Below are 26581 nucleotides of genomic sequence, written 5' to 3' on the forward strand. Positions count from 1 at the left end.
GCAGACGATATTATTCCGGTTCGCCGCGAGCAGACGATCATTGCCGCCTTGACCGGTGCGGGCTACCCCGAAGCCAAAGCCAGGGCGATTTCCGACAGCCTTAGTGAAAAATTGGGAAGCCCCTCGCTGCAATCCGGGGATGTTCTGCGCCTCGGCATTATTCAGCGCGGGGAACAGGCCCGTGTGGTCCGGTTCAGCGCCTATCGTGGCGGCAAGCATCTGGTCACAATGGCGGTTGATGATCAGAGCCATCTCGTTGAAGGGTCTGAGCCGCCTATGCTGGATGCCATTGCAACGGCTTTTGATGAGAATAGCCCTCCGGTGATGGCAAGCCGTGACTTACCCAGTATTTATGATGGAATTTACCGGGCTTCTCTTTCCTATGGGCTCAGCAAGGAACTGACGGGGCAAATGGTCCGGTTGCTGGCCAGCAGCGTGGATTTGCAGGCGCCGCTGAGGCCGACTGACGGGTTGGAGGTTTTCTATTCCGCTGCGGATGAAAGCGGCAAGGCCGCGGCGGATTCAGAACTGCTTTTCCTTCGGGCGCGTTTTGGCGACACGACAACATCGCTCTACCGTTTTCAGGACCCATCCGACAATTCCGTCGATTATTTTGACGAAAACGGTAAGACCAATCGCCAGTTCCTGATTCGCAATCCGGTTCCGAATGGTGTGTTCCGCTCGGGCTTCGGCATGCGCCGACATCCGATCCTTGGTTATTCGCGCATGCATACCGGCGTCGATTGGGGGGCCCCATCCGGTTCGCCTATCATCGCTGCCGGCAGCGGAACGGTTGAAAAAGCCGGGTGGGATTCCGGCGGCTATGGCAACCAGACAATCATTCGCCATCCGAACGGCTATGAAAGCTCCTATAACCACCAAAGCGCCATCGCCAAGGGCGTAGTTGCCGGGGCAAAGATCCGCCAGGGTCAGGTGATCGGCTGGGTGGGAACGACGGGCGAATCTACCGGACCGCATCTGCACTATGAAATCATCGTCAACGGCACCAAGGTCGATCCGATGAAGGTCCGCTTGCCGGACGGCAAGTCGCTGAACGGCGGTACGTTGGCAAAATTCGAGCAGGAGCGGCAGCGCATTGACGATCTGCTGAGCAGTGCAGAGAAAAATCGGCAGCTTGCTGCCAACAATTGAAAACCCAATAACGATGATATGAAAATGGCGGCCAGAAGGCCGCCATCAAAGCGTTATGAAGAAAGCGGCTGCCTGATCGTAATCAGGCTGCGACCTGATCCATCGGCTTGACCGGCTTGATCAGCAACCGGTCCGAACCGGCGGTGATTTTCACCTCGCTACCGTCAAGCACTTCGCCTGACAGGATCTGCTCGGCGAGCGGGTCTTGCAGGTATTTCTGGATCACCCGTTTCAATGGCCTTGCACCATAAACCGGGTCATAGCCCTTATTGGCCATCCAATCGCGGGCATCACCACCAAGATCAACGGTGATCTTGCGTTCTGCCAACAGAGCCAGAAGCCGCTGCATCTGGATCTCGACAATCGCACCCATTTCACTGCGCCGCAGGCGATGGAACAGGATGATCTCATCGACACGGTTGAGGAATTCGGGACGGAAAGAGGCCCGGACAACGCTCATCACCTGGTCGCGAACACTATCGACATCCTCGTTCTCACCAAGGGCTGTCAGATATTCGGCCCCGAGATTGGACGTCATGATGATGATCGTGTTCTTGAAATCCACCGTGCGGCCTTGGCCATCCGTCAGGCGACCGTCATCCAGAACCTGCAAGAGCACGTTGAAGACATCGGGATGCGCCTTTTCGATCTCATCGAACAGCACGACCTGATAGGGCTTGCGCCGCACCGATTCCGTCAGAGCGCCGCCTTCCTCATAGCCGACATAGCCCGGAGGCGCGCCAATCAGCCGGGATACGGAGTGTTTCTCCATATATTCCGACATGTCGAGGCGAACCATGGCCGTTTCATCATCGAACAGGAACCGAGCCAGGGACTTGGTCAACTCTGTTTTGCCGACACCAGTCGGACCGAGGAAGATGAAGGAGCCAATCGGCCGGTTGGGGTCCTGAAGTCCGGCCCGCGAGCGGCGCACGGCCCGCGATACGGCCTGCACCGCATCGCCCTGTCCGACCACCGATTTTGCCAGTTCGTCTTCCATCCTCAGCAGCTTTTCCCGTTCGCCCTGCAACATCCGGTCCACCGGAATGCCTGTCCAACGCGAGACGATATGAGCGATATTGTCGGGTGTCACCACTTCCTGCACCATGCTGGCCGCGCCAGAGGCATCCTTTGCCTCGGCATCGGTCAGCTGTTTTTCGAGGCCTGGAATAACGCCATAGGCCAGTTCGCCGGCACGCTGGAATTCGCCCTTGCGCTGGGCGATGGCCAAGTCGTTGCGCGCCTCATCAAGCTGACGCTTGAGATCGGCCGCAAGACCCAGCTTCTGTTTTTCCGACTGCCAGCGGGCCGTCAGCGCATCGGCTTCTTCTTCCAGCGAGGCCAATTCGCTTTCCAGCCGCTTCAACCGGTCGGCGGACGCGATGTCGGTTTCCTTCTTCAGGGCTTCCCGCTCGATCTTCAACTGAATGATACGGCGGTCCAATTCATCCAGCTCTTCCGGCTTGGAATCCACCTGCATGCGAAGACGCGAGGCAGCTTCGTCCATCAAGTCGATGGCTTTGTCCGGCAGGAAGCGGTCAGTGATGTAGCGGTTCGACAAGGTCGCAGCTGCGACGATAGCCGAATCGGCAATCCGAACCTTGTGATGCTGTTCATATTTTTCCTTGAGGCCGCGCAGGATGGAAATCGTATCCTCCACCGTCGGCTCATCCACCATCACAGGCTGGAAACGCCGTGCAAGTGCCGGGTCTTTTTCCACATGCTTGCGATATTCGTCCAGCGTCGTCGCCCCAACGCAATGCAATTCGCCACGCGCCAATGCGGGTTTCAGCAAGTTGGACGCATCCATGGCGCCATCGCTCTTGCCCGCGCCGACCAGCGTGTGCATTTCGTCGATAAACAGGATGATCTCGCCGTTATCGGCCTGAACTTCGTTCAACACGGCCTTCAAGCGTTCCTCGAATTCGCCGCGATATTTGGCCCCGGCAATCAGCGAGCCCATATCCAGCGCCATCAATTTCTTGTCTTTCAGACTCTCCGGCACATCGCCATTGACGATACGAATAGCAAGGCCTTCGGCAATCGCCGTCTTGCCAACGCCGGGCTCACCGATCAGGACCGGATTGTTCTTGGTGCGGCGTGACAGGACCTGCATCGTGCGGCGAATTTCATCATCGCGACCGATCACCGGATCGAGCCGGCCTTCTCGCGCCTCTGCCGTCAAGTCACGGGCATATTTCTTCAAGGCATCGAAGCCCTGTTCGGCATTGGCGGTGTCGGCGGTGCGTCCCTTGCGGACATCATTGATCACCTGGTTCAACGCCGCAGCCGTAACCCCGCCCTTTTTCAGGCTGGCAGATGTGGATGCCGAGGTTTCGACCGCGAGCGCAAGCAGCAGCCGCTCAACGGTAACGAAACTGTCGCCCGCCTTCTTGGCCGCGTCTTCCGCGGTGGAAAACACCCGGGCCAGGGGCTGGGCAAGATAGACCTGACCATTGCCACCCGACACTTTCGGCAGCTTGGCAAGCGCTGCATCATTGGCGATCCTGACTCCCTTTGGGTCGCCGCCCGCGCGGCTGATCAGCGAGGAGGCCATGCCCTGCTCATCATCCAGAAGCACTTTCAACACATGTTCGGGGGTAAATTGCTGGTGGCCTTCCGACAGCGCATGCGTCTGGGCAGACTGCAAAAAGCCGCGCACCCGTTCGGAATATTTTTCTACGTTCATCTTCGCTCTCCAGTCTCCAGGCCGCCCGTCAAGGCACGGCATGGGTTTTGAGGATCAGGCCCCCATTCGGCAGGCCCGGTGATTGAATTCAATCCTTTAAATGGATTCTGTTCAATTCGTCAAAGCTGATATGGGGAGGCGATTTTGCCCTTTAAAGAGTGGGTTCGCACAAAAAATCAGGCACGCTTGATGAAAGGCAAACAACTGAAAACAAATCATCAAAAAATAAAAAGCCCCTGCTCCAGAAAAGGAGAAGGGGCTAATTTTGGTCATCAGTCATTCCAGAGTCTGTCTGGCCAGAGTCAGTCTGGTTCAATCACCGATGGATATTATTCCGAAACGATATCGGCAAGAGCCGGAGCATCGCCATTATTGGCCTTGTCGCGACCCTTGGCCGGTGGCTTGCCTTCGGCACTCGCCTCACCATTCGCTTCGGCCGCAATCTCTTCGGCTGTGCGGCGCGGACGGCGCGGACGGGCAGCAGGCGTGCGGCGGCGGGTCTGGGGCCGATCCGACTTCGCGCTGGCCTGCTGTGCGCTTTCCTCAGCGGCAAATTCAGCTTCGACCGGGGTCTTCTCAATCACCGGCTGCGGTCCGCTTCCAGCAATGTCCAGCTCAGACTGCGGCTGGGCAATCGGCTGCGGCCGGCGATCCTGATGCGTGCGCTCGCGGCGATCAGGACGCTCGGCCCGTTCTGGGCGCTCCGGACGCTCGGCCCGTTCTGGACGGTCCTGCCGTTCGGTGCGCTCTGGACGCTCCTGCTGGGCGCGCTCTGGCTGAACCCGTTCCTGCTGGATGCGGGGCTGCTGAACCGGCATTTCGGGCTGCGGCTGGTAGCCACGGTCCAGACCGTTATCGCCCTCGTCGCCATCCATGTCGGAACCGTCGCGGTCATTATAGTCGCGATCGTCGCGATGGACGCGCTCCTGCATCTGCGCCTGGGCGGCGGCAATGATGCGGTTATAATGTTCGGCATGCTGCAAATAGTTCTCGGCCATGACCCGGTCGCCTGAACTATGCGAATCGCGCGCCAGCGCCATGTATTTTTCAGCGATATGCTGCGCCGTGCCGCGGATTTTCACGTCAGGACCCGAACTGTCATAGGTGCGGGTCAGCGGGTTGGAGCCCTTGCGGTTGAAATTGTTGCCATTGTTATTATTGCTGCCGCCACTGCTACGCCCCCGACTGCGCTTGTTTTGCTGTCCTGGCCTCATCGATTACTCACCTGATTTCTGTCTTGCTGATATGAGGGCGACGCGGCCCGTTCGCTCAATCGAACCGGGGCTCCACGCGCTGCGGGGCATACTGCGCCAATGCAACATACGGCCGCTGGTGACTATCACAGCTCCTTGCATTCTATAAAATGCGTGAGGGTCGACTGTAACACGTTAACATTCTGCATAATTTTTGCCCTTAATCCGACTTCGGCTTAAGGAATCAAGCAGTAAATTATTTGATCCACGCACCAGGATCATTCGCGCCGCTACCGTCTCCTTAAGGAGGCATGTTTGCGGTCGACCCAGAGCCAAACGAATCTTTGTTCATTCCCCGCTGCCCGGTGCGTGTCTGCAACCTATCCCGCTTCCTTTCGAAAACCAAGCCCTTTCTTTGCATTGCAGAAAGTTCCTTGGTGAATACCACTATAGTTGCGGTCCGGTCTGAGCAAACAACAGAATCCGATCATTATCACCGTGATCCTTTGCGCTTTCCACAAGAACGAAGCTATTGTTTGCGAAAAGTTGCGTCACCGCCATCGCCTGATCGTAACCGATTTCCACCCCAACCAGACCGCCCGGTTTCAGAAAATCGGCGGCGCCAGCGGCAATTGCACGGTAAGCATCCAGTCCATCGTCGCCACCGTCAAGTGCTACGGCAGGATCATAAAGCCGAACGTCAGGAGCCAAATCTTTAATCACATCGCTGACAATATAGGGCGGATTCGACAGAATGATGTCAAAACGGCCCGATAACGCCTCGTACCAATGGCTTTGCAGCGTCTCGAACCGGTCGGAAAGTGAGTTGGCTGCGGCGTTCTGCCGCGCCGTGGCCAGCGCTTCGGCGGAAATATCGGTCGCCAATGCTGTAGCACCCGGACATTCCTGCAAAAGCGCCAGGGCAATTGCCCCGGTGCCCGTCCCCATATCCAGCAGGCGCACGCTGCCATTCTTCGCCACCATGGCATGAAGATGCGGCAAAACACGCTCAATCAGGATTTCCGTATCGGGCCGCGGTTCCAATGTCGCTGGCGAAAGGGCCAGTTCCAGACCGTAAAAGGCCCGCCGTCCCAAAATCCGGTGGACAGGCTCAAACAACAGACGTCGCTCGACTGCCGTCTCGATCAGGCTCGTCTCCTCGGCGCTCAACACCCGGTTGTCCTGCAGGATAAGATCGGTCGCCGTCAGTCCAAGAAGACCGGCTATCAAGGTCCGCGCATCGCGTGGCGCATCGGCGATACCCGCTTGCGCAAACCGGAGACGGGCGGCAGTGATCGCCTGCTTCAGCGTCACCGGTGCGCCTGTCATGCGTGTTCGCCGAGTTGCGCCAATTGTCCAGCCTGATAATCGGCGATCAGGGCATCGACCACTTCATCGATTTCACCCATCATCATCCGGTCGAGCTTGTAGAGGGTCAGGTTGATCCGGTGATCGGTCACCCGGCCCTGCGGGAAATTATAGGTGCGGATCCGCTCGGACCGGTCACCGGAGCCAACCTGGCTCTTGCGATCAGCCGATCGTTCGCTGTCGGCCCGCTGGCGTTCCATGTCGAACAGACGCGAACGCAGCACCTGCATGGCTTTTGCCCGGTTCTGGTGCTGGGATTTTTCTGAGCTGGTCACCACCAGGCCGGTCGGCAGATGGGTAATGCGCACCGCAGAGTCCGTGGTGTTGACATGCTGGCCGCCTGCCCCGGAAGAGCGCATCGTGTCGATGCGAATGTCTTCAGCCCGAACCTCGATATCGATCTCTTCCGCCTCGGGCAAAACCGCCACGGTAGCAGCCGACGTATGGATACGTCCTTGCGTCTCCGTATCGGGAACGCGCTGCACCCGGTGAACACCGGATTCGAATTTCAGCTTGGAAAATACCCCGCGTCCGGTCACGGTGGCGATAATTTCCTTAAAGCCCCCGGCATCGCCTTCACTGGAAGACAGGACCTCGACTTTCCAGCCCTTGCCCGCCGCGAAACGCTCATACATCCGAAACAAGTCACCGGCAAACAACGCGGCTTCGGACCCACCCGTACCGGCACGAATTTCCAGGATCGCACTTTTCTCGTCCGCGGCATCCTTGGGCAGAAGCTGGATCTGGATTTCCTTTTCCAGTCCTTCCAGCCGCGCCTCGACATCCGGCAGCTCCATTTCCGCCAGATCGCGCATCTCGCGGTCCGTGGACTTGTCGGCCAGCAGCGCCTTCAGATCAGCAACTTCCTTTTCCGCCAACCCCAATTCCCGGATGGCTTTGACCACCGGCTGCAACTCGGAATATTCCGAGGCAAGCTTGACATAGACATCGGCGGCAGGCCCGGCGGACATGCGCGCCTCGATTTCGCCAAACCGGCGCTCAAGCTCGCGCATTTTATCGACAGGAAGCTTAGCCACCCTTTACCTCTTGTTTTTCTTCAGAAATCAGACCGGAACGCCGTTCTGTTCGGCAAACCGTGTCAGGAAAGCCCGGATCGGCTCACTTGGCCTGTTGTCGTCCAGCAACGCATTCAGCTCGGCGGAAAGCCTGCCGATATCCAATTGCAACAGCATGGCCTTGATCGGACCGATGGCCGTCGGCGACATCGACACCGAACGGAAGCCGATAGCAAACAGCGCCATGGATGACAACGGCTTTCCCGCCATCTCACCGCACAGCGTCACCGGCGTATCATGCCGGTCGGCAGCACGGACAATATCACGCAGAATGCGCAGGAAAGGCCGGCCCAGAGTGTCAAACCGGTCGGACACCCGGGCATTGCCCCGGTCGACCGCCATGGAAAACTGGAACAGGTCATTGGAGCCGACCGAGACGAAATCCACTTCCTGCATCAACTCGTCAAGTTGCCACATCAGGGCAGGAACCTCCAGCATCACGCCGAATTGCAGCCGCTTTGGCAGGCCATGGCCGAATTTGGAAATATGCTGCACTTCCTTCTGCAGCAATTCGCGGGCAGCGCGGATTTCCGACACTTCCGTGACCATCGGCAGCATCATCTTCAGCTCACCCCCGGTCGCGGCCTTCAGCAGCGCCCGCATCTGGGTGCGCAACAGGCCGGGCCGGTCCAGCGACAGCCGGATGGCGCGCCAGCCGAGAGCCGGATTTTCTTCCTCATGGCTGCGGAAATAGGGCAGGACCTTGTCGCCGCCGATATCCAGCGTGCGGAAGGTGACGGGCCGACCCTTCGCCTGTTTCAGCACATTGCGATAGAGCGCTTCCTGCTCATCGGCCTTGGGCATGGTCGAAGCGATCATGAATTGCAACTCGGTGCGGAACAAGCCAATGCCCTCGGCCCCCGATTCGGCCAATTGCGGCAGATCGACCATCAAACCGGCATTCATCTGCAATTTGATTCGCTGTCCGTCCTTGCTGAGCGGCTCAACATCGCGCAGCGCCTTGAACTGCTCCTGACGGCGGGCGCGCAGCTTGACCTTTTCCTCATAGGCAGTCTGCAGATCGACCATCGGGCGCACATGCACCTTACCGTCATCGCCATCGATAATAACGGCATCACCGTTTTCAGCCAGCGCCACAGCACCGGCTGCCTGCCCGACCACGGCAATGCCCATGGCGCGGGCAACAATCACCACATGGCTGGTGACCGCACCATCTTCGAGCACCAGACCGCGAATGTTCTGGCGCGGATAATCGAGCAATTCGGCAGCGCCCATGGCACGGGCGAAAATCACCGCATCCGAGGGAAATCCTTCGGCGCTACTGCCGGAAAATCCGGTCAGCTGCCGCAGCAACCGGTTGGCCAGATCGTCAAAATCATGCATGCGCTCGCGCATATAGGGATCGGTCAGGCGCATCATCCGCGCCTTGGTATCGCTCTGGACCTTTTCGACCGCCGCTTCCGCCGTCAGGCCGTTGCGGATCGCCTCTTCCATGCGCCGCACCCAGCCCTGGTCATGGGCAAACATCCGGTAGGTTTCCAGCACCTCTCGATGCTCGCCTTCCATCGCCACTTCGCGGCGCGACAGCATGTCATCGATGGAGATGCGCAGAGAGCCGAGCGATTCGGCCATCCGCTTCAACTCGGTCTCAGTATCCTCGTTCAACAGATTGGTAACGACGATGCGCGGCTCGTGCAGCACGACATGGCCAAGGCCGATGCCCTCGCTATAGCTGTCGCCATCGATGGTCACGGCCCGCGTCAGGTCCAGTTCAAGGCCCGGCCGGGTAATCTTCTTCAAATCGCCAGTGGCAATCATTTCGGCCAGCACCATGGCCGTGGTTTCAAGCGCTTCAAGCTCGTCTTCCCGATAATTCCGTTGCGCCTTGTTCTGGACGACAAGAACGCCAAGACTGCGGCCAGCCCGCAAAATCGGCACACCGAGGAAGGAATGATAAATTTCCTCACCAGTTTCAGGGAGATAGCGGAAAGCGGGATGCGCCTGCGCATCGGAAAGATTGAGTGGTTGGGCGGATGCCGCGATGGTACCGACCAGACCTTGCCCCATTTTCAGCTGGGCCAGATGCACCGCGTCGGGATTGAGACCTTCGGTCGCGTAGAGCTCCAGCACACCATCGGAGCGCAAAACATAAACGGAGCAAACTTCGGCAACCATATTGCTCGCGATCTGGCGAGTGATACGGTCAAGACGCTCCTGAGGCTCAAGGGGCTCCGCCATCAATTCGCGAAGCCGCTTGAGGAGGACGCGCGGACCTGCGGAAAGGTCTCTCATCGCGTGCATGCTCCCGATAATGACAATCCAGGCGCAAAATGCGCCCGGAGGTAGTGATCAAGGGTGGCAAATTCCCACCCGTTGATCAAGCCTTATCGAGACCGTAGCAGGAATGCAAAGTGCGAACAGCCAATTCAGCGTAAGGACCGTCGATCAGGATGGAAATCTTGATCTCGGAGGTGGTGATCGCCTTGATATTGATGCCTTTCTCGGCAAGTGCACGGAAAGCGGTCGCCGCAACCCCTGCATGGCTGCGCATGCCAATGCCGATCACCGAGACCTTGACCAGGCCCTTTTCGCTTTGCACCACGTCGAAACCGATTTTTTCCTGGTTGTCGGAGAGCACTTTCAGGGCTTTATCCACATCCCCGGATGGGACGGTAAAGGTCATATCGGTCTTGGAACCGTCCTCGGAAATATTCTGGACGATCATATCGACATTGATATGCGATTCGGACAGCGGTCCGAAAATCGCCGCCGAAACACCGGGACGGTCAGCCAACCGGCGCAGGGATATCTGGGCTTCGTCCTTGGCATAGGCAATGCCGGTCACAACTTCCTGTTCCACGATCTCTTCCTCATCGCAAATCAACGTTCCGGGCGGATTCAGCACGTCACCCATGCCCGGAGCATCGGGATCTTCAAAGCTCGAGCGCACGAAGGTGCGCACCTTGTGTACCATGGCCAGTTCGACGGAGCGCACCTGCAATACCTTGGCGCCAAGCGAAGCCATTTCCAGCATTTCCTCGAAGGCCACCTTTTTCAGGCGGCGCGCCTTGGGTTCGATGCGCGGGTCGGTGGTATAGACACCATCGACATCGGTATAGATGTCGCAACGGTCGGCCTTGACGGCTGCCGCGATTGCCACCGCCGAGGTATCGGACCCGCCGCGACCCAGCGTGGCAATGCGATTGTCCGGGCCAATGCCCTGGAAACCGGCTACCACGGCGACCTGGCCCTCACCCATGCGGCGGATGATATCGGAACCGTCGATGTCCTGGATGCGGGCCGCGCCATGGGCATTGTCGGTCTTAATGGCAATCTGCCAGCCCTGCCAGGAGCGGGCATTAATACCGAGCGATTGCAGCGCAATGGCCAGCAGACCGGATGTCACCTGTTCACCGGAGGCCACGATAGCGTCATATTCACGCGCATCATAGAAAGGCGAAGCAGCACCGGCGACCTTGGGCATGGTCTGGACCCAGTCCACCAATTCGTTGGTCTTGCCGGACATGGCCGAAACCACCACGGCAACTTCGTGGCCGGCATCCACTTCACGTTTCACATGCCGCGCCACGTTGTGAATGCGTTCAAGATTGGCGACGGATGTACCGCCGAATTTCATCACAATGCGCGCCATGGCCCGACCGTCTCGACCTCAAACCTGTGCCGGACATGTCCGGCTGAAACCAATCTCTGCATTTCACAATGCGGCTGGCGGGCTTTTAGACAATTCGGGGCCAAGGTGCAACGGCAAGTTCACTGCATTAAGGCGGCATCGGTGCCGCTTTCTATGCAAACGTTTTTGTCATGAATTTGGGATACCCCATTCAGCGATAATTCAGTAGAGAACGGCAACATGTCCGATACCGTTAATACCAAGGCTCGAAGATGCTAACGCATCTTCGCCTGACAAGAGTTTCGAATATTTCAAATGCGTCAAAGGCTTGAGATATTCGAAAAAGGAATACCAACTGCCATTTTTAATGGCAGTTGGTATAAGATTTACCGCATATTTCCTTAAACCTGTCAGGGTTTGAGAAGAAAATCATGCGGCGGATGCCAACTGGGCATAGGCGCGACATATAAAGTGCTGCCGCGAACCGGTCGCGGCAGACAAAAGCAGTCAATGAAAGGGACGATCGCATGGCAGCCGAAATACAATCCGAGAGCCAGGAAAGCGCCGAGCCGCCGACCAGGTCCGGATGGCGGGCAGCCCTTGCCGATTATGGCAGGGCGATTGCCGCCGTGTTCACGCTGGTCATTTTTGCCGCCGTAGCGCTGGCGATCTACCGGCTGACGGAAGAAGTCAGCTATGACGACGTCGTCTCGGCCATGGCCACCACCGGCTATGACCAGATCCTGCTGGCAGTGGTGTTTACCGCGCTCAGTTTCCTGTCGCTGTGTCTCTACGACTGGAACGCCATGGAATTCATCGGCCGCAAACGCCCGATGGCGGAAGTGGCGCTGACCGCCTTCAGTGCCTATGCCGTCGGTAATGCGGCAGGCTTCGGCATGCTGTCGGGTGGCGCGATCCGCTACCGGGCCTATTCGCGGGCAGGCCTTGCCCCTGATGAAATCGGCCGTGTCATCGCCTTCGTCACCCTGTCCTTCAGCTTGGGGCTTGCTGCCGTCACCGCACTGTCGCTTATTCCAATGTCGTCGGAAATCGCGCCGCTGCTGAATATCAACCCGCTCTGGCTGCGCGGATTGGCGATTGCCATCGTCCTTGGTTTTGCCGTGCTGATCGTCATCGGCCAGCGCCGCAGCCTGACCTTTGCCGGCGTGACGCTGCGGATGGCCGATACCCCGACCCTGTCGCGGCAGTTTCTGGTCACCGTGGCCGATCTGGCCTTTTCCGCCTCGGTCGTCTATGCGCTCTTGCCGGAACAGGCCGCCATTTCCTGGCCAGCCTTTTTTGCAATCTATTCCATTGCGATTGGCATTGGCGTACTCAGTCATGTGCCTGCTGGCATTGGCGTGTTTGAAACCGTCATCATCGCCGCGCTTGGCCCGACCACCAATATCGACGCTGTGCTCGCCTCGCTGGTGGTTTACCGCCTGATCTATTATGTTTTACCGCTTATTCTGGCCATCGTGCTGGTGACAATCACCGAGCTGCGTCATTATTCCAAAACCCCGGCGCTGGCCGGGGTCGGACGCACCGCGGCCCGAATATCACCGGCACTTCTGGGCGCCCTGACCTTCATTCTCGGCGTCATGCTGATTTTCTCCAGCGTCACGCCGACGCCGGAAAGCAATCTGGAATTCCTGCAAAACATCGTGCCGCTGCCCGTGGTGGAAGGCGCGCATTTCTTCACCAGCCTGCTCGGCCTATTTCTGGTCATCGCGGCGCGCGGCCTTGCCCAGCGGTTGGACGGCGCGTGGTGGGCGGCCATGGTTGGAGCCTCGACCGCCCTGGTCCTCTCGCTGCTGAAAGCGTTTGCGGTGCTGGAAGCCTCGGCGCTGGCCATCCTGCTGATCGGCCTGTTCGCCAGCAAGCGGCTGTTCATTCGCCCCGCCTCGCTGTTTCGCCAGGTGCTGACCTCGTCCTGGCTGACTGCCATCGCCCTGATCTGCATTTTTGCCTGCTTCATCCTGTTCTTCGTCTATCGCGATGTCGATTACACCCGCTCGCTCTGGTGGGAATTCGAGTTTTCGGAAGAAGCGCCGCGCTCGCTGCGCGCCATGCTGGGCCTGACCATCTTCTCATCGGCGCTGGCGGTCTTCAGCCTGCTGCGCCCCGCAGCGCCCGCCGTGACGCCGTCAAGCCCGGAAGATATCGAGAAGGCCGTCGCCATTCTTAGCAAGTCGGATGTGGCCGATAGCAATCTGGTGCGCACCGGCGACAAGGCCGTGATGTTTTCACCGGATGGCCTGGCTTTCCTGATGTATGGCAAGCAGGGCCGCTCGTGGATCGCCTTTCTCGATCCGGTCGGGCCGAAAAAGTCCCGCGACGAACTGGTTTGGCAATTCGTCGAATCGGCTCGTTTGGCTGGCTGCCGGGCCGTCTTCTACCAGGCCTCGCCCGTGCTGCTGCCGGCGATTGCCGATGCCGGCATGCAGGCCTTCAAACTGGGAGAACTGGCGGTCGTCGATCTCTCCCGCTTCGACCTGAAGGGCGGGAAATGGGCCAATCTTCGCCAAAGTGCCGCCAAGGCCGAGCGCGACGGACTGAGTTATGACATCATTCCCCTGGCCAACGTGCCTGATATTCTCGAAGATCTCCGGGGCGTGTCGGATGGCTGGCTTGCCCAGCACCGCGCCAAGGAAAAGGGCTTTTCCCTCGGCGCGTTCACCGATGACTATATCCTGAGCCAGCCGGTGATCGTGCTGCGTTTCGAAGGCCGGATCGTCGCTTTTGCCAATATCCTGGTCACGGAAACCAAGGCCGAGTCATCCATCGACCTGATGCGCTTTTCGCCGGAGGCCCCGAAGGGATCGATGGACTATCTGTTCGTCAGCCTGCTGACCCATCTGCGCAGCGAAGGTTACGAACATTTCAACCTGGGCATGGCGCCCCTATCGGGCCTGTCGAGACGCGATGTGGCCCCGGTCTGGGACCGCATTGCCAACACATTCTATGAGCATGGTGAGCGCTTCTATAATTTCAAGGGGCTTCGGGCTTTCAAGACAAAGTTTCATCCCGAATGGCAACCCCGCTATCTCGCCGTTTCAGGCGGCCTCAGTCCGGTCATCGCGCTCCTGGACGCAACTCTCCTGATCGGTGGCGGTCTGAAAGGCGTGGTAAAGAAATGAAATCGTCAACTTCTCGTCTCACCAAGGGCAGCCTGGCCCGCAATTGTCTGGCCGCCGCGGTTCTGGCATGGGCGTCGTCCACGGCTGTTTTCGTGCAGCCCGCCCTGGCCGAGGACCCGCAATACGAAACAGGCACGATACCCGATCCGGTTATCGCCATGCCGGACGACAAACCGAAATCCATCGTTTTCCTGTTGTCCGACAAGGACGGCTGGAGCGACAAGATGAAGACTGAGGCTGAAAGATTGCGCAGCAACGGCTCGATCGTCGTCGGCATCGATACGCCGCGCTATCTGCAATCCCTGCAAGCTGATCTGAAGTCGTCCGATGAGGACGATTGCATCTATACCGTATCCGACATCGAGGACCTGTCCCATCAGATTCAGCGGCATGTCGGCGGTGCGGATTACCTGCCGCCGCTGGTGGCGGGCATCGGTGAAGGCGGTACGCTGGCCCTGGCGATCCTGGCCCAAACACCCAACGCGACCATCGGCGAAACGCTGGCTGTCGATCCCGGCGACGTCATTCCCCTGCCCGAACAGTTCTGCACCCCGGCAGTCAAGACCGAAAAGAACGGCGGCATCGTCTATGGCCTGACCGACGGCGCGCTTCCCGATCCGGCCAGCGTCCGGTTTTCGCCTTCTGCCGATCCCGCCGGGCGTGCCCATGTGGCCGATCTCCTGAAGGATCATTCCGATATCGACGTGGCCGATAGCCAGAAGCCTGCCGCCCAGACCCTGTCGGACGGCATCGACGTGATGATCGCAGCCACCGCCAAGGAGGCCTCGCCCCTTGGCTTGCCGCTGACACTGATGGATGTCGATAAACCAGCATTCGATACGATGGCGATCATCTATTCCGGCGATGGTGGCTGGCGCGATATCGACAGCGAAATGGCCTCCTATTTCCAGAGTGAAGGCCTGCCCGTCGTCGGCGTCGATTCGCTGCGCTATTTCTGGTCGGAGCGCAAACCGCAGGAAACCGCGGACGATCTCGCCCGTATCATCACCGCCTTTACCAAACGTTGGAAGGTCAAGCATGTGATGCTGGTCGGCTTCTCCTTCGGCGCGGACATTAGCCCACCGGTCTATAATCTCCTGCCAGACAATATCCGTCAGAAAATCAACCAGGTATCGCTGCTGTCCATGTCGCAGGCATCCGATTTCGAGATTTCCGTGACCGGCTGGCTGGGAGCGAAAAGCAGCGGCGCCGGCGGCGATCCCACCAAGGAAGTCGCCAAAATGCCAGCGGGCCTGGTGCAATGCCTGTACGGAGCCGATGACGAAGAAGATGACGGTTGCCACAAACTCGACCCCAAGAAGGTCGATGTCGTCAAGCTTGAGGGCGGTCACCATTTCGATGGCGACTATGAAGCCCTGGCCAAACTGCTTCTGGATCGGCTGAAAACCCGCAAGCTGGATTGATACAGCAAAGAGCGTTGCTCACGCCCTGCTCGACCTTTGCGCGGGATAGGGTACGCAACAAGATTTTAAATTAACCGCATGAAAAAAGGGCCGCTTAAAGCGGCCCTTTCCAATATCTGTAGCTCGGTTCCCTGCCTGATTACCGTGGCGGGCAATTTGGCGTGTTGGGCGCGCAGGCCGCACCCGGTGGTGGTGGCGGGGCAGCCTGACCCGGCACAGGTGGCGGCGGACGGTTTCCATCCGGAGCGTTGCGGTCTGGCCGATCAGGACGCTGGCCTTGTGGCGGCTGCATCTGGTCACGACGCTGATCGCCTGGACGCATATCACCGGGGCGCATGTTATCCGGCCCTCTGTTATCGGGACGCCTGTCGTCCGGGCGCCTATCGTCTGGCCGACGATCATCCGGGCGAGGCCTCTGCCGGTCATCGCGCATCATCCGGTCACGGTCGCCGTCCATTCGCGGATCTTGCATCCTTGGGTCCGGTCCACGACGGCGATCCATGTCCGGTGCGCCTGGAGGCGGGGGACCATCACCACCCATGAAGCGGGGCGGTGGACCATCGCGGCGCCAAACCGGCGGCGGTGGCGGCGCACGGCGCCAGCGATCCCGTTCGCGGTAAAAATCGCGGCCGCGATAATAGCGATCCCAATAATTATCAACCTGGAAGGTCACAGTCGGAATGCCGAGCGGCTGATAATAATCCGGATCGACATAGACCCGACGGTTGGAATATTGGGTCTGCAAATAGCTGCCGGAAATCCAGCCGCGATAGCCCGCGTAACCGACATCGCACCAATTGGCCGAAGACAGGCAGCCAAAGATCCGCACGGAATTACCGGCTGGCACGACCAGAACAGGGGGATATTGTGTGCTGGGCCCAGCCCGCAAGTTAACATTCGCCGTTGCAAATGCTTGGGCCGCCTCAGCGGCCGCCGGCAACGCAACTGCCATCAGCCCTGCAAAGGCCGACAGGTAAAGTGGTTTCATCGATCTGATCTCCTTGGCCGTCCCTGACCTTGGCTTGTCCCGCCAATTGGAATTGGGTTCATGCGGCATGGTAACGCCATCAGGAGCAATTTGTTCCCCCAGCGCCCCACCCGCACTTGACCCGCTTATGTCAAGCAATGTCCTCCGGCTTTTTTGAGGCGGCGTGTTTTGAAGCGACAAGGTGTCGCTCACCCTTGACTTTAAGCCCGGATCGTCCGACCTCACGCAAGAGACGGCGAAGCGACTGCGCCTAAGGATGGCGCGGCAGCGCAAAACGCGGTAGTGAGCCTTGAGATATCCGCCCGGATCAACAAAGCTATGGAATGCAGCACAGTCAGGAGAACCCGATGAGCGAGACCGCCAAGAGCACCATCGATCAGGCCGAGGTCGACCGCTTTTCCGCCATGGCTGCTGAATGGTGGGACCCCACCGGCAAATTCAAGCCGCTGCATAAGATCAATCCGGTGCGCCTTGCCTATATCCGCGACAAAGCCTGCGAAAATTATCAGCGCGATCCACGCTCCAATCAGCCGCTATCGGGCCTGCGGGTTCTCGACATCGGCTGTGGCGGCGGCTTGCTGTCGGAACCCATTGCCCGCATGGGCGCCGACGTGCTGGGCGCTGATGCCTCCGCCAAGAATATCGGCATCGCCCAGACCCATGCAGCCCAGACCGGCGTAAGCGTGGATTACCGCGCCGTCACCGCCGAGGCCCTGGCCGCTGCTGGCGAAAGCTTCGATATCGTGCTGAACATGGAAGTCGTCGAGCATGTCGCCGATGTCGAGTATTTCATCTCCACCTGCGCCTCCATGGTGCGCCCTGGCGGGATCATGCTGATTTCCACCATCAACCGTACCCTGAAGGCTGCGGCGCTGGCCATCGGCGCCTGCGAATATGTGTTGCGCTGGCTGCCGCGTGGCACCCATCAATATGAGAAACTGGTACGCCCGGAAGAGTTGGAAAAGCCAATCCTCGGCGCAGGCATGAATGTGTCCGAGACCGTCGGTGTCTTCTTCAACCCGTTCCAGAACCAGTGGAACCTGTCCACCGACACCGATGTCAATTACATGATGCTGACCCGCAGGCCGACGTCCACCCCGGAGTGAACCATCTCATACCGACATTGAGGCAAGGCGTTCCAGCAAATCCTGCTGGCGGGCGCAATTGTCGGTGGCAAGCTGCTTTATCCGCGCTCGGTCAAGGTGATAGGGCGCGCCATCCTCAGCGAAAGCCTGCTTGAACGTGAAGCCGAAGGGCGTCGTGCCGTGATCGGCGAGATGCTCGAGCCTTTCCACACCATCCGCCCATTGCGGCCTGCTGCCAACTGGCACCCACCACAGCACCAAAGAAGGCCAGGTCTGCTTCACATTCCAGTGGCGAGCGTGTTTCAAGGCGTCAGCATGGACGCCACTATAGGAGAAGGCCATCAGGGCCTCCGGGTCTTGCCAGAGCGAAAGAGACGATGGACCGGAGGTAAATCCGCTGCCTTCCATAAAACGCGGAAACACCTGCACGCCCCAGCTTTCCGGCCCCGGTTCGCCCTCATAACCGGAACGGTCGATAAAGCCCGTGGAGCGCGTAGCGGCCTCAAAATTAAGAGGCTCGCGGTCAACAAAGCCCTGAATGATCGGGTCTCCAGATGGCGCGACATGCAGGCCGAAATTATAGAGAGCGAGATGATGGGTGGACGACATGCTCAATTCACATCGTCAGGCAGAACCGGCAGGGGGGCAATTTCGATGCCTTCCTCGATCAGGGCGCGCGCCTCGTCGGGGCTGGCATTGCCGATAATCCCACGGGCATCGGCCTCGCCGTAATGGATCTTGCGAGCCTCTTCGGGAAATCGCTCGCCGACATCTTCGCTATTGGCCCTGACGGTCGCAACCGCCTCCTTCAACTTCAGGAAGGCTTCACGCTGGGCAGCATCATAGGCTACCTTCTGCCGTTCTTCCTTGCCGCGCGCCGTCGAGACCATCGGCGCCATCAGGCTTTTGGAAATGGAGGCGGAGGAACAGACCGGGCAGGTCAAAAAGCCACTGGCTTTCTGGCGGTCGAAATCGTCGCTTTGCGCAAACCAGCCTTCAAATTCATGGGCCTGATCGCAGATGAGGGAATAGCGGATCAAACCGTCTGCCCTCCCTTGGCCAGCGTTGGAACCATGTCGAGATTGAAATCACGGCCATTTTTGAGGTTGGGGATCTTCATGCGCGCCGCCTTGACGGCATCGAGATCAATCTCGGCCATCACCACGGCCTCGCCCGCCGCCGGGCCTTCCGCCAGGATTTTACCCCAGGGATCGATGATCAGCGAATGCCCATAGGTTTCGCGTCCATCCTCGTGGGTACCGCCCTGGGCGGCGGCAATGACGAACGCACCATTCTCAATGGCCCGCGCTCTGAGCAGGATATGCCAATGCGCCTCGCCGGTCTGCCGGGTGAAAGCCGCTGGCACCGTCAGAATGTCGGCACCCGCCATGGATTCGGTGCGAAACAGCGAGGGAAACCGCACATCATAGCAAATCGCAAAGCCGAGCCTGGCGAAGGGCAAATCAGCAACGCAAGCGCTCTTGCCGGGCGCATAAGCGGCACTTTCCCGCCAGCTTTCACCATTGTCCAGATCCACATCGAACATATGAATCTTGTCATAGGTGCAGATCCGCCGACCATTCGGGCCGAACAACAGGCCGCGATTGGCAATCATCCCATCGGCACGGGCAATCGCTGTTGAACCGACATGGACATGGATCTTCAGTTCGCCAGCCAGTTGGGCCGCCGTCACGGCAATCAAGTCATTGTCGTCATCGCGCAGCATGGCCCGCAAGGCCTCGCGGTTGCGCTGCAAGGCCCCGGTCATTTCCGGTGTCTGGACATAGATCGCCCCTGCTGCTGCTGCCTCGCGCACCAGACGCGCCATGGTGGCCGCATTCTTTTCAAGATCGGTACCGGAGCACATTTGCAGGGCTGCAACCGCAATGGTCATGACATGTCCTCAGGCCGCCAGCATCGGATCGAGCTTGCCGGCCCGTTCCAGCGCATGCAGATCATCGCAGCCGCCGACATGGGTGCCGTCGATGAAAATCTGCGGAAAGGTATTGCGACCGGATTTATCGACCATTTCCTGGCGCAGTTCCGCATTGCCCGTCGCGTCGACCTCGGTAAAGGCCACGCCCTTGGTGGTCAGAAGCGCCTTGGCGCGGGCGCAATATTCACAATATTGCCGCGTGTAGATGATCACCGACGCCATGCTCGTCTCCGGTTGATTGATGATAATGTCATATCAGTGTTGCAAGCTCATATAGGTGTTACAAGTGCCATTGCAAAGGTCAAGACCGTGACTTCCACGGCCCCCGCCCGCTTCAGCGCGCGGGTCGCTGCACTGACCGTGGCCCCTGTCGTATAGACATCATCGACCAGCACCAGATGACGGCCAAACACCTGATCGCGGCGGTTTTCCGCGACTTTGAAAGCCCCACGAACATTGTCCGCTCGGGCCTTCTCCGTCAGCCCAACCTGCTTTTGTGTCCGCTTCACCCGCGTCAGAACCCCCGGCAGGAATGGCTTATCTGACAGCCCGGCCAGCGCCCGACCTAGTTCCGCTGACTGGTTATATTGGCGTGAAAACAACCGCCAGCGATGCAACGGCACCGGCAGGATCGCATCGGCGCGGAGCACTTCCTGGCCGCCAGCCCGGATCATCCAATGCGCCATCATCGGTGCCAGATCGGTCCTGTCGCCATATTTCAGCCGATGGACCAGATCACGCGCCGCACCATCATGCACAACCGCCGCCCGCAGCCGGTCGAAAACCGGAGGATTGGCAATGGCCTCGGCGCAAACCATGCCCTGGCCTGGATCAAAACCGAAAGGCAGACCGAGAATTTCACAATAAGGCCGCTCGATGAACCGCACCGAGCACCAGCAATCGGAACACAGGCTGCCAGCCTTGGCAACCGGCAGACCGCAGGTGGCGCAGCCGGGGGGATAGACCAGATCGCGCAGCGACCGACCAAGCGTTTGCGTCCCCCGAAAACCGCGATGCGCCAGGGCCACCATGCTGTCGATGGCCTGCCGGATATGGTCCACCCTGCCTCCATTCGCCCGCATCATACCGATATACCCTACCCGATCTCGTCCAAGGCCCATGAATGCACCATAAAGGCGAAGTTGCGATATACTGCACTCAACACCCAAGAGGATTCAAGCCGCTTGGAAACTTTAAGGGGACAGAGCTGTCCAGAATCCGCCTGGGGTAAACACGGGAATGTTCGAGCCCAATTACGCGATTTCCTGCGCAAATCGATTCCGATTGACGCAATTATGCAGTAGGCACTTGGTGTCTCGAAGAACAACACCGGGAGGTCTCCATGGAGCCGCTATTCGATCCTGATCTCATCGTCCGCAACCGCGAGCGTGCCTTCGGCGCTGATGATGCCGGAGCCGGTTTCCTGCTGGATATCGTCGCACAGGAACTGACCGAGCGTCTGGCTGTGGTGGAACGCCGGTTTGAAACCGCAGTCGAATTGCACGGCATGGATGGCAGGGTTGGGAGGGCCTGTCTGGAAACAGGACGGATCGACCAATTGCAGCGGGTGGAAACCAACAGCCGCTTTGCCCGACAGGGGGAAACGCTGATCCCCGGCCCTATCGAGCATCTGCCACTTGGCGAGCAAAGCGCCAATCTTCTGCTGTCGCCGCTTGCCCTGCATCTTGCCAATGACATGCCGGGCCTGCTGATCCAGATGCGCCGGTCACTCCGGCCTGACGGTCTGTTGCTGGCAGCGCTGCCTGGTGCTGGAACGCTTGGCGAATTGCGCGATGTGCTGTTGACGACCGAGATCGAGATCAGCGGCGGAGCAAGCCCCCGCGTCATGCCCTTTGCCGATGTGCGCGATATGGGCGGGCTGTTGCAGCGGGCGGGCTTTGCCCTTCCGGTTGTCGATGTCGAGACCTATACGGTGCGATATGATGGGATTCTGGCGCTGATGCGCGATCTCAAAGCCATGGGCATGGCCAATCCGCTGGCGGCCCGCAGCCGCAAACCGCTGACACGGCAGTTTTTCCTGCGCGCCGCCGAGCTGTATGCCGAACGCTATAGCGATGCCGATGGCCGCATTCGCGCCAGTTTCTCGATCATCTACATGTCAGGCTGGGCCCCGCATGAAAGCCAGCCCAAACCGCTCAAGCCGGGGTCTGCGAAAATCCGCCTCGCCGACGCACTGGGCGGAAAGCCGTAGGGGATCATTCAAGTCTTTGCCGCAAGCCTGAACGCACTGCCGGTCAGGCTTGCGGTATGGCAGCAATGATGGAATCAAATAGCCTGTCCAGCGCTTCGTAATAAACGCCAAGCGCCAGATAAAGCGTCACCGCGATTATCCCCGCGATCAGGCTATACTCGATTGCAGTTGCACCAGACGTTTGGCGAAAAATCGCCGACAAGCCGGAAAACCGGCGTAAAAGCCCCATCATACCCCTAGCCTAAAACCATGCGCCCCCGCATGGGTGATCGAAGCGAACGTTTTGTGATGCCCAAACGCTCTGTATGTTTGTTTTCACATATTTCTAGGATACCGCCTGGCCCATACCATCACGGGTTATCAGCAGGCATCCCCATTGCCGGGATTGACGATACAGACGGAACCGGGCGTCTCCTGCAAGACGCTGCGCCGGATCGTATAGCGCTTTCCGGCATCGTGTTCGCCAGGAATTGAGCCCGTGCTCATCCGATCGACATCGGCCGGTCGCGCCGCAAATTGACCGGAGGTGGTCTTGTCTGCAAGCATCGGCGTCAGAACCAGCGATACCGCCACGGCCGTGACAGCAAACAGCAAGGCAAGATTGACAACACCAACTCTGCCGGACCTGGAAGTCGCACGTCGCGACTGCCGTCCGCCCTTTCCGAAATCCTTCTGCGTCATCGCAAACCTCACAAAATCCAAAGGGCTTCTTCCCGGACCATGGCCCGCCGGACGATTGCCCCAGAATCGACCACATAGATCAGGAGTTTTGCATCAATGAACATGCAAAACTCCTGCTGCAGCCCCCAAGACCCGATTCGATTCTTGATATCGCGCCCAAGAGGGTCTCGACATCAACACACCGCAGCAGGCGACATCCTGCGCGGTAGAACCGTAAAGCCCTGAGATCACTGCGTTATTTTTTATCGAACGATACCGCGCCCCATGCGATCATGCCATCCGACGCCCAACGCACATAAGACGATGCACGAAGCGCCTGTGCATGATGAGGGAATAATGCCGGTTTGAGGATTAACTTTCTATTAATCGCCGATAAAAACCGGTGAGCAATGGCCCATCTGGTGGGCTTATCCCGGCATTTCACACCGCTTCACAGGACAAATCTGCTGCATAATTCCTGAAATCGGACTCGGATTCCAGTTATCCTGACAAGCTCTAAAGGCAAATTCTAGAGCAAATCCAGCAGGAATGGGATCAAAGGTTCATCGGCTGGCGGCATCGGATAGGACCGCAGATCGCGGGGCTTGACCCATTTGATTGCCTGGCCTTCCCGCCCCTGCGGCATGCCCTCATAGCGACGGCAGACATAGAGCGGCATCAGCAGGTGGAATGTTTCATAGGTGTGGCTGGCGAAGGTCAGCGGCGCGAGACAGGGGATTTTCGTGGCAATGCCAAGCTCTTCCTCCAGCTCGCGAACCAGGGTTTCTTCCGGTGTTTCGTCGGGTTCCACCTTGCCGCCGGGAAATTCCCAGAGCCCGGCCAGCGATTTTCCTTCCGGCCTTTGCGCCAGCAGAATGCGTCCATCGCTATCCAGCAGAGCGCAGGCGGCAACCAGCAGAATAGGCCGCACCGTCATTCTTCGCCCTCTGCCTTGGCAGCGGTTTCGTGACGCCAGTAGCAATAGCGATAGGCTTCCTTGAAACCGAGCTTTTCGTAAAGCGAGAGAGCCGGACCGTTATCGGCCTGGACCTGGAGCCAGGCGCTTTTCGCTCCGCGTATCCGCGCCCAGCGCAGGGCCGCATAGGTCAGTTCGAGGCCGGTTCCCTTGCCACGATGAGCTTCCCCCACGGCAAGCTGCAACAGTCCGGCCAGATCATTGTCTTGCACGCAAATGGCGGCCGCCACCGGACCATTGTCAGGCACCTCGATCAGAAACAGGCCAAGCGGCGGTTTGATATTGCTGATCAATTCGGCAAGCGCCGGCTTCGACGCGGCATCCTCATTGCGCAGCGCCAGACTGGCATCGACGAAACGACCGATATCCTGAGTTGGCAGGTGATCCATCACATCGAGATCGCAAAGCTCCGCCAGATCGAGCGCCATGACAAGGCTTTCGTCGAAGCGGGTCCAACCATCCTCACGCAGCACATCGATCACTTGCGGCGGCGCCAACGGCGTTTCGCGAAACACCATGGGCCGACCGTAGGATTCGAATTTGCGCTCTGCCTTTTCCAACCGCAGACGAATGTCGCGGATATCGGAGCGGTCCAGCGCCACCACGCAATTGACCCGTTTCGACGGATGCCCGCCCGTCAGCCTGACCTGCCAGCTGCCGTCATACTGAACCGAGGCCGCGGGCCAGGCGCGAAAGCTGACGGCTTCCAGCCTGCGGACCTGCGGCAGGTTTGGCGCGCGTGGTGACTGATCCACCGCCATCAGCTCCGATAATCCCCGTTGATGGCCACATATTCCTTGGTGAGATCGCAGGTCCAGACCGTGGCTGTCCCCGTCCCAAGCCCAAGCTCGACTATGACCGGAATGTCTTGGCCCTGCATCACGGCTGTGGCCGCGGCTTCCGAATAATCCGGATCACGCTCACCGTTAACAGCCACGCGGACGTCACCGAACCAGATCGCCAGACGATCCCGGTCAGCCAGCTCGCCAGCCTTGCCGACAGCCATGACCACCCGGCCCCAATTGGCGTCTTCGCCAGCAACTGCCGTCTTCACCAATGGCGAATTGGCAATCGAAAGGGCAATGACCTTGGCAGCCGCGTCGCTTTCAGCGCCCTTGACGGTGACTTCCACCATCTTGCGCGCACCTTCGCCATCACGCACCACCTGCAAGGCCAGATCCTTGAGGAGATCGTTGAGCGCTGACCGGAACCCGTCGAGACGCGCGTCGTCGGCAGTCTCGACACGCTGCTGGCCGTCATTAGCGGCGGCACCGGTCGCAAACAGCATCAACGTATCGGAGGTCGAGGTGTCGCTATCGACCGTGACGGAATTAAAGCTTGGACCGACACCCGCCGACAACAGCGCCTGCAAGGCAGCCGGTGCGATATCGGCATCGGTGACGACGAAGGACAGCATGGTCGCCATATCAGGCGCGATCATGCCCGCACCCTTGGCAATGCCATTGATGGTCACAGTGACGCCGCCGATCTCAGTGCTGCGGGTCGCAACCTTCGGATAGGTATCCGTGGTCATGATCGCCTTGGCGGCTTCCAGCCAGAGATCGCCCTTGGCATCGCGGGCCATGTCATCAAGCACGCCGGCAAATTTCGTTGCATCCAGTGGTTCGCCGATCACGCCGGTCGAGGCCAGATAAATTTCATCTTCACCGCAGTTGAGCGCCGATGCCGCCGATTTGGCCGTCAACTCGGTCGCGGCCCGGCCCTTGGTGCCGGTAAACGCATTGGCATTGCCGGAATTGACCACCACGCCACGCGCCACGCCATGGGCGAGGTTTTTCCGGCAGAAATCCACCGGTGCGGATGGGCATTTGGACCGGGTAAACACGCCCGCAACGCTGGCTGGGCGATCGAACACCATCAACAGCACATCGGTACGGTTCTTGTATTTGATGCCCGCCGCAGCTGTTGCCATGGAGACGCCCCGGATCGCGGGCATTTCGGCAAAACTCTTTGGCGCGAGAGGAGAAACACTGGCTGACATAGCTGGAAACGGCCCCGGAAAAGACGAAACGACAAAAGGAAACCGCCGCATCGCGTCCTATGCGCGATGCGGCGGAATGAGCGCTTGCTTATGGCTTCGGCGCGGCGGCAGCGTCCGGATCGGCCTGCTGCTTGCTGATATCCTCATAGCCCTTCTTCAGAGCCGGATCGACGATCTCAACCTTTTCAGAGGTCTTGGCCTTTTCCAGCAGGGCTAGATACTTGTCACGCATCACCAACTGGCGAACCTGCTGCTGCACATCTTCGAATTTCGGCGGAGCCGCGTCGCGGATCTCTTCGACCTTGATGACGTGGAAGCCGAACTGGCTCTTGACAGGGGTCTTGGTATAGGTGCCGGGCTTGAGCGCAAAGGCCGCTTCTTCGAATTCAGGCACCATACGGCCCTTGGAGAAGAAACCGAGATCACCGCCGTCAGATCCGCTGGAATCGGTCGATTTTTCCTTGGCCAGTTCGGCAAAATCCTTGCCGCCATCCAGCTGCTTGATCACATCCTTGGCTTCATCCTCGGTCTTCACCAGAATGTGACGGGCGTGAATTTCCTGCTCCTTCGGCAGAGCAGCAATTTCCTTCTCATAGCGCGCCTTGACTTCCTCATCGGTCGTCACGTCCACGACATGCTTCTTGAAATAGGCATTGTGGAGTTCGCGGTCGGCAATGAAAGCCATGCGCTGCTTGTAGGCCGGATCGTCCTGCATTTTTTCGCCGATGGCGCTGCCAGCCAGCAGCTTGACATCGATGGCGCCGGACAGAGCCGCAACCTTTTTCTGGTCATCCGGCATCTGGGCAAACTGAGGATCGAGGTTGGCAATCGCCAGATCCAGCTCGGACTGGTGGATTTCCAGAGTGCCGACCTTGGCGACGACAGCATCGTCGGCATGGGCGTAAGAAGACAGCGCCACAAGGGCGGCACAGGCCGCCAGGACGAGTTTGTGAGAACGCAGCATATAATAACCCTTCGGTAAAGAGGCCGATTGCGACTGTCAATCGGGTCGAAAACACCCTAAACCACGCGATTGTGGCACTTGTGGTGCATGCTGTCCCGTTGACATAATTCGACCCCCCTCTTAT

At 59.0% G+C, this 26581-nt stretch carries 23 protein-coding genes (1 of these 23 running past the window's edge); 5 read left to right on the plus strand and 18 right to left on the minus strand.

Features of this window, described 5'->3' with window-relative positions:
* Nucleotides 1–1152: the 3' portion of a M23 family metallopeptidase gene (locus AVCG78_RS13905; RefSeq protein WP_071203174.1), read on the plus strand. 795 nt of this gene lie to the left of the window's left edge; only the last 1152 of its 1947 coding nucleotides appear in the window; its start codon lies off the left edge, out of view; its stop codon occupies nt 1150–1152.
* 82 nt (nt 1153–1234) lie between these two features.
* On the opposite strand, the gene clpB is transcribed toward AVCG78_RS13905, so the two are convergent.
* The 6 genes from clpB to AVCG78_RS13935 all read right to left on the minus strand — a co-directional run bounded on the left by clpB (nt 1235) and on the right by AVCG78_RS13935 (nt 11091).
* Entirely contained in the window at nt 1235–3841 is a 2607-nt protein-coding gene (gene clpB / locus AVCG78_RS13910; RefSeq protein WP_071203176.1) for an ATP-dependent chaperone ClpB, read from the minus strand.
* A gap of 329 nt (nt 3842–4170) precedes the next feature.
* Nucleotides 4171–5055 (minus strand): DUF4167 domain-containing protein, encoded by an 885-nt coding sequence (locus tag AVCG78_RS13915; RefSeq protein WP_071203179.1) that lies wholly within the window; start codon nt 5053–5055, stop codon nt 4171–4173.
* A gap of 426 nt (nt 5056–5481) precedes the next feature.
* Nucleotides 5482–6363, minus strand: a complete 882-nt coding sequence (gene prmC / locus AVCG78_RS13920; protein WP_071203180.1) for a peptide chain release factor N(5)-glutamine methyltransferase — start codon at nt 6361–6363, stop codon at nt 5482–5484.
* Complete coding sequence (gene prfA, locus AVCG78_RS13925; RefSeq protein ID WP_071585084.1) at nt 6360–7439, minus strand: peptide chain release factor 1; 1080 nt, start codon at nt 7437–7439, stop codon at nt 6360–6362. Before prfA ends, prmC begins: the two co-directional genes overlap by 4 nt.
* 27 nt (nt 7440–7466) lie before the next feature.
* Nucleotides 7467–9731, minus strand: coding sequence for a phosphoenolpyruvate--protein phosphotransferase (ptsP, locus tag AVCG78_RS13930; RefSeq protein WP_015917269.1), 2265 nt, complete (start codon nt 9729–9731; stop codon nt 7467–7469).
* An 85-nt stretch (nt 9732–9816) separates the two neighbouring features.
* A complete protein-coding gene (locus tag AVCG78_RS13935; protein ID WP_071203184.1) occupies nt 9817–11091 on the minus strand; it encodes an aspartate kinase in 1275 nt (424 codons plus the stop codon).
* A gap of 506 nt (nt 11092–11597) precedes the next feature.
* Between AVCG78_RS13935 and mprF the strand changes: the two genes are divergently transcribed.
* The gene (gene mprF, locus AVCG78_RS13940; RefSeq protein ID WP_071585083.1) at nt 11598–14210 is read left to right on the plus strand and encodes a bifunctional lysylphosphatidylglycerol flippase/synthetase MprF; all 2613 of its coding nucleotides are present in this window, start codon (nt 11598–11600) and stop codon (nt 14208–14210) included.
* On the plus strand, nt 14207–15634 hold the full coding sequence (locus tag AVCG78_RS13945) for a virulence factor family protein (RefSeq protein WP_071203188.1): 1428 nt from the start codon (nt 14207–14209) through the stop codon (nt 15632–15634). Before mprF ends, AVCG78_RS13945 begins: the two co-directional genes overlap by 4 nt.
* Before the next feature lie 139 nt (nt 15635–15773).
* On the opposite strand, the gene AVCG78_RS13950 is transcribed toward AVCG78_RS13945, so the two are convergent.
* On the minus strand, nt 15774–16622 hold the full coding sequence (locus tag AVCG78_RS13950) for an SH3 domain-containing protein (RefSeq protein ID WP_081355468.1): 849 nt from the start codon (nt 16620–16622) through the stop codon (nt 15774–15776).
* A gap of 347 nt (nt 16623–16969) precedes the next feature.
* Here AVCG78_RS13950 and ubiG point away from each other — a divergent pair, with 347 nt between their 5' ends.
* Complete coding sequence (ubiG, locus tag AVCG78_RS13955) at nt 16970–17728, plus strand: bifunctional 2-polyprenyl-6-hydroxyphenol methylase/3-demethylubiquinol 3-O-methyltransferase UbiG (protein WP_041697121.1); 759 nt, start codon at nt 16970–16972, stop codon at nt 17726–17728.
* A gap of 6 nt (nt 17729–17734) precedes the next feature.
* Here the strand turns inward: ubiG and AVCG78_RS13960 are convergent, their stop codons facing one another.
* Genes AVCG78_RS13960 through AVCG78_RS13980 form a run of 5 tightly spaced genes read right to left on the minus strand, consistent with a single transcriptional unit; the run spans nt 17735 to nt 20674 of the window.
* Nucleotides 17735–18316, minus strand: a complete 582-nt coding sequence (locus AVCG78_RS13960; RefSeq protein ID WP_071203192.1) for a DUF3291 domain-containing protein — start codon at nt 18314–18316, stop codon at nt 17735–17737.
* A 2-nt stretch (nt 18317–18318) separates the two neighbouring features.
* Nucleotides 18319–18747: a DUF1178 family protein gene (locus tag AVCG78_RS13965; RefSeq protein ID WP_015917276.1), complete on the minus strand. Its 429-nt coding sequence runs from the start codon at nt 18745–18747 to the stop codon at nt 18319–18321.
* Entirely contained in the window at nt 18744–19601 is an 858-nt protein-coding gene (locus tag AVCG78_RS13970) for a carbon-nitrogen hydrolase family protein (RefSeq protein WP_071203194.1), read from the minus strand. The genes AVCG78_RS13965 and AVCG78_RS13970 overlap by 4 nt, the downstream gene beginning before the upstream one ends.
* Before the next feature lie 9 nt (nt 19602–19610).
* Complete coding sequence (grxC, locus tag AVCG78_RS13975; RefSeq protein ID WP_071203196.1) at nt 19611–19865, minus strand: glutaredoxin 3; 255 nt, start codon at nt 19863–19865, stop codon at nt 19611–19613.
* 47 nt (nt 19866–19912) lie between these two features.
* Nucleotides 19913–20674, minus strand: a complete 762-nt coding sequence (locus AVCG78_RS13980) for a ComF family protein (protein WP_071203251.1) — start codon at nt 20672–20674, stop codon at nt 19913–19915.
* A 311-nt stretch (nt 20675–20985) separates the two neighbouring features.
* Here AVCG78_RS13980 and AVCG78_RS13985 point away from each other — a divergent pair, with 311 nt between their 5' ends.
* Nucleotides 20986–21855, plus strand: coding sequence for a methyltransferase domain-containing protein (locus tag AVCG78_RS13985; RefSeq protein WP_071203198.1), 870 nt, complete (start codon nt 20986–20988; stop codon nt 21853–21855).
* A gap of 43 nt (nt 21856–21898) precedes the next feature.
* Here AVCG78_RS13985 and AVCG78_RS13990 read toward each other — a convergent pair whose 3' ends face one another.
* From AVCG78_RS13990 to AVCG78_RS14015, 6 genes are all read right to left on the minus strand, one after another.
* On the minus strand, nt 21899–22087 hold the full coding sequence (locus AVCG78_RS13990; RefSeq protein ID WP_071203199.1) for a Flp family type IVb pilin: 189 nt from the start codon (nt 22085–22087) through the stop codon (nt 21899–21901).
* A gap of 128 nt (nt 22088–22215) precedes the next feature.
* The gene (locus tag AVCG78_RS13995; RefSeq protein ID WP_071203201.1) at nt 22216–22536 is read right to left on the minus strand and encodes a hypothetical protein; all 321 of its coding nucleotides are present in this window, start codon (nt 22534–22536) and stop codon (nt 22216–22218) included.
* Between the two features lie 508 nt (nt 22537–23044).
* Entirely contained in the window at nt 23045–23452 is a 408-nt protein-coding gene (gene mutT, locus AVCG78_RS14000) for an 8-oxo-dGTP diphosphatase MutT (protein ID WP_071203203.1), read from the minus strand.
* On the minus strand, nt 23449–24252 hold the full coding sequence (locus AVCG78_RS14005) for a GNAT family N-acetyltransferase (RefSeq protein ID WP_015917284.1): 804 nt from the start codon (nt 24250–24252) through the stop codon (nt 23449–23451). The genes mutT and AVCG78_RS14005 overlap by 4 nt, the downstream gene beginning before the upstream one ends.
* Nucleotides 24252–25493 carry a bifunctional glutamate N-acetyltransferase/amino-acid acetyltransferase ArgJ gene (gene argJ / locus AVCG78_RS14010; RefSeq protein WP_071203254.1) on the minus strand — a complete coding sequence of 414 codons (1242 nt, stop codon included), beginning with the start codon at nt 25491–25493 and terminating at the stop codon, nt 24252–24254. The genes AVCG78_RS14005 and argJ overlap by 1 nt, the downstream gene beginning before the upstream one ends.
* A gap of 88 nt (nt 25494–25581) precedes the next feature.
* The gene (locus AVCG78_RS14015; RefSeq protein ID WP_071203205.1) at nt 25582–26457 is read right to left on the minus strand and encodes a peptidylprolyl isomerase; all 876 of its coding nucleotides are present in this window, start codon (nt 26455–26457) and stop codon (nt 25582–25584) included.
* Nucleotides 26458–26581 lie beyond the last annotated feature (124 nt).

It is taken from the genome of Gillisella vitis, from assembly GCF_021559775.1.
Classification (GTDB): domain Bacteria; phylum Pseudomonadota; class Alphaproteobacteria; order Rhizobiales; family Rhizobiaceae; genus Allorhizobium; species Allorhizobium ampelinum.

What these genes read in the sequence shown, in the direction of transcription:
- clpB (WP_071203176.1), bottom strand. Translation starts at nt 3,841, where the DNA reads ATGAACGTAGAAAAATATTCCGAACGGGTGCGCGGCTTTTTGCAGTCT.
- AVCG78_RS13915 (WP_071203179.1), bottom strand. Translation starts at nt 5,055, where the DNA reads ATGAGGCCAGGACAGCAAAACAAGCGCAGTCGGGGGCGTAGCAGTGGC.
- prmC (WP_071203180.1), bottom strand. Translation starts at nt 6,363, where the DNA reads ATGACAGGCGCACCGGTGACGCTGAAGCAGGCGATCACTGCCGCCCGT.
- ptsP (WP_015917269.1), bottom strand. Translation starts at nt 9,731, where the DNA reads ATGAGAGACCTTTCCGCAGGTCCGCGCGTCCTCCTCAAGCGGCTTCGC.
- AVCG78_RS13935 (WP_071203184.1), bottom strand. Translation starts at nt 11,091, where the DNA reads ATGGCGCGCATTGTGATGAAATTCGGCGGTACATCCGTCGCCAATCTT.
- mprF (WP_071585083.1), top strand. Translation starts at nt 11,598, where the DNA reads ATGGCAGCCGAAATACAATCCGAGAGCCAGGAAAGCGCCGAGCCGCCG.
- AVCG78_RS13945 (WP_071203188.1), top strand. Translation starts at nt 14,207, where the DNA reads ATGAAATCGTCAACTTCTCGTCTCACCAAGGGCAGCCTGGCCCGCAAT.
- AVCG78_RS13950 (WP_081355468.1), bottom strand. Translation starts at nt 16,622, where the DNA reads ATGAAACCACTTTACCTGTCGGCCTTTGCAGGGCTGATGGCAGTTGCG.
- ubiG (WP_041697121.1), top strand. Translation starts at nt 16,970, where the DNA reads ATGAGCGAGACCGCCAAGAGCACCATCGATCAGGCCGAGGTCGACCGC.
- AVCG78_RS13960 (WP_071203192.1), bottom strand. Translation starts at nt 18,316, where the DNA reads ATGTCGTCCACCCATCATCTCGCTCTCTATAATTTCGGCCTGCATGTC.
- AVCG78_RS13970 (WP_071203194.1), bottom strand. Translation starts at nt 19,601, where the DNA reads ATGACCATTGCGGTTGCAGCCCTGCAAATGTGCTCCGGTACCGATCTT.
- grxC (WP_071203196.1), bottom strand. Translation starts at nt 19,865, where the DNA reads ATGGCGTCGGTGATCATCTACACGCGGCAATATTGTGAATATTGCGCC.
- AVCG78_RS13980 (WP_071203251.1), bottom strand. Translation starts at nt 20,674, where the DNA reads ATGGTGGCCCTGGCGCATCGCGGTTTTCGGGGGACGCAAACGCTTGGT.
- AVCG78_RS13985 (WP_071203198.1), top strand. Translation starts at nt 20,986, where the DNA reads ATGGAGCCGCTATTCGATCCTGATCTCATCGTCCGCAACCGCGAGCGT.
- AVCG78_RS13990 (WP_071203199.1), bottom strand. Translation starts at nt 22,087, where the DNA reads ATGATGGGGCTTTTACGCCGGTTTTCCGGCTTGTCGGCGATTTTTCGC.
- AVCG78_RS13995 (WP_071203201.1), bottom strand. Translation starts at nt 22,536, where the DNA reads ATGACGCAGAAGGATTTCGGAAAGGGCGGACGGCAGTCGCGACGTGCG.
- mutT (WP_071203203.1), bottom strand. Translation starts at nt 23,452, where the DNA reads ATGACGGTGCGGCCTATTCTGCTGGTTGCCGCCTGCGCTCTGCTGGAT.
- AVCG78_RS14005 (WP_015917284.1), bottom strand. Translation starts at nt 24,252, where the DNA reads ATGGCGGTGGATCAGTCACCACGCGCGCCAAACCTGCCGCAGGTCCGC.
- argJ (WP_071203254.1), bottom strand. Translation starts at nt 25,493, where the DNA reads ATGTCAGCCAGTGTTTCTCCTCTCGCGCCAAAGAGTTTTGCCGAAATG.
- AVCG78_RS14015 (WP_071203205.1), bottom strand. Translation starts at nt 26,457, where the DNA reads ATGCTGCGTTCTCACAAACTCGTCCTGGCGGCCTGTGCCGCCCTTGTG.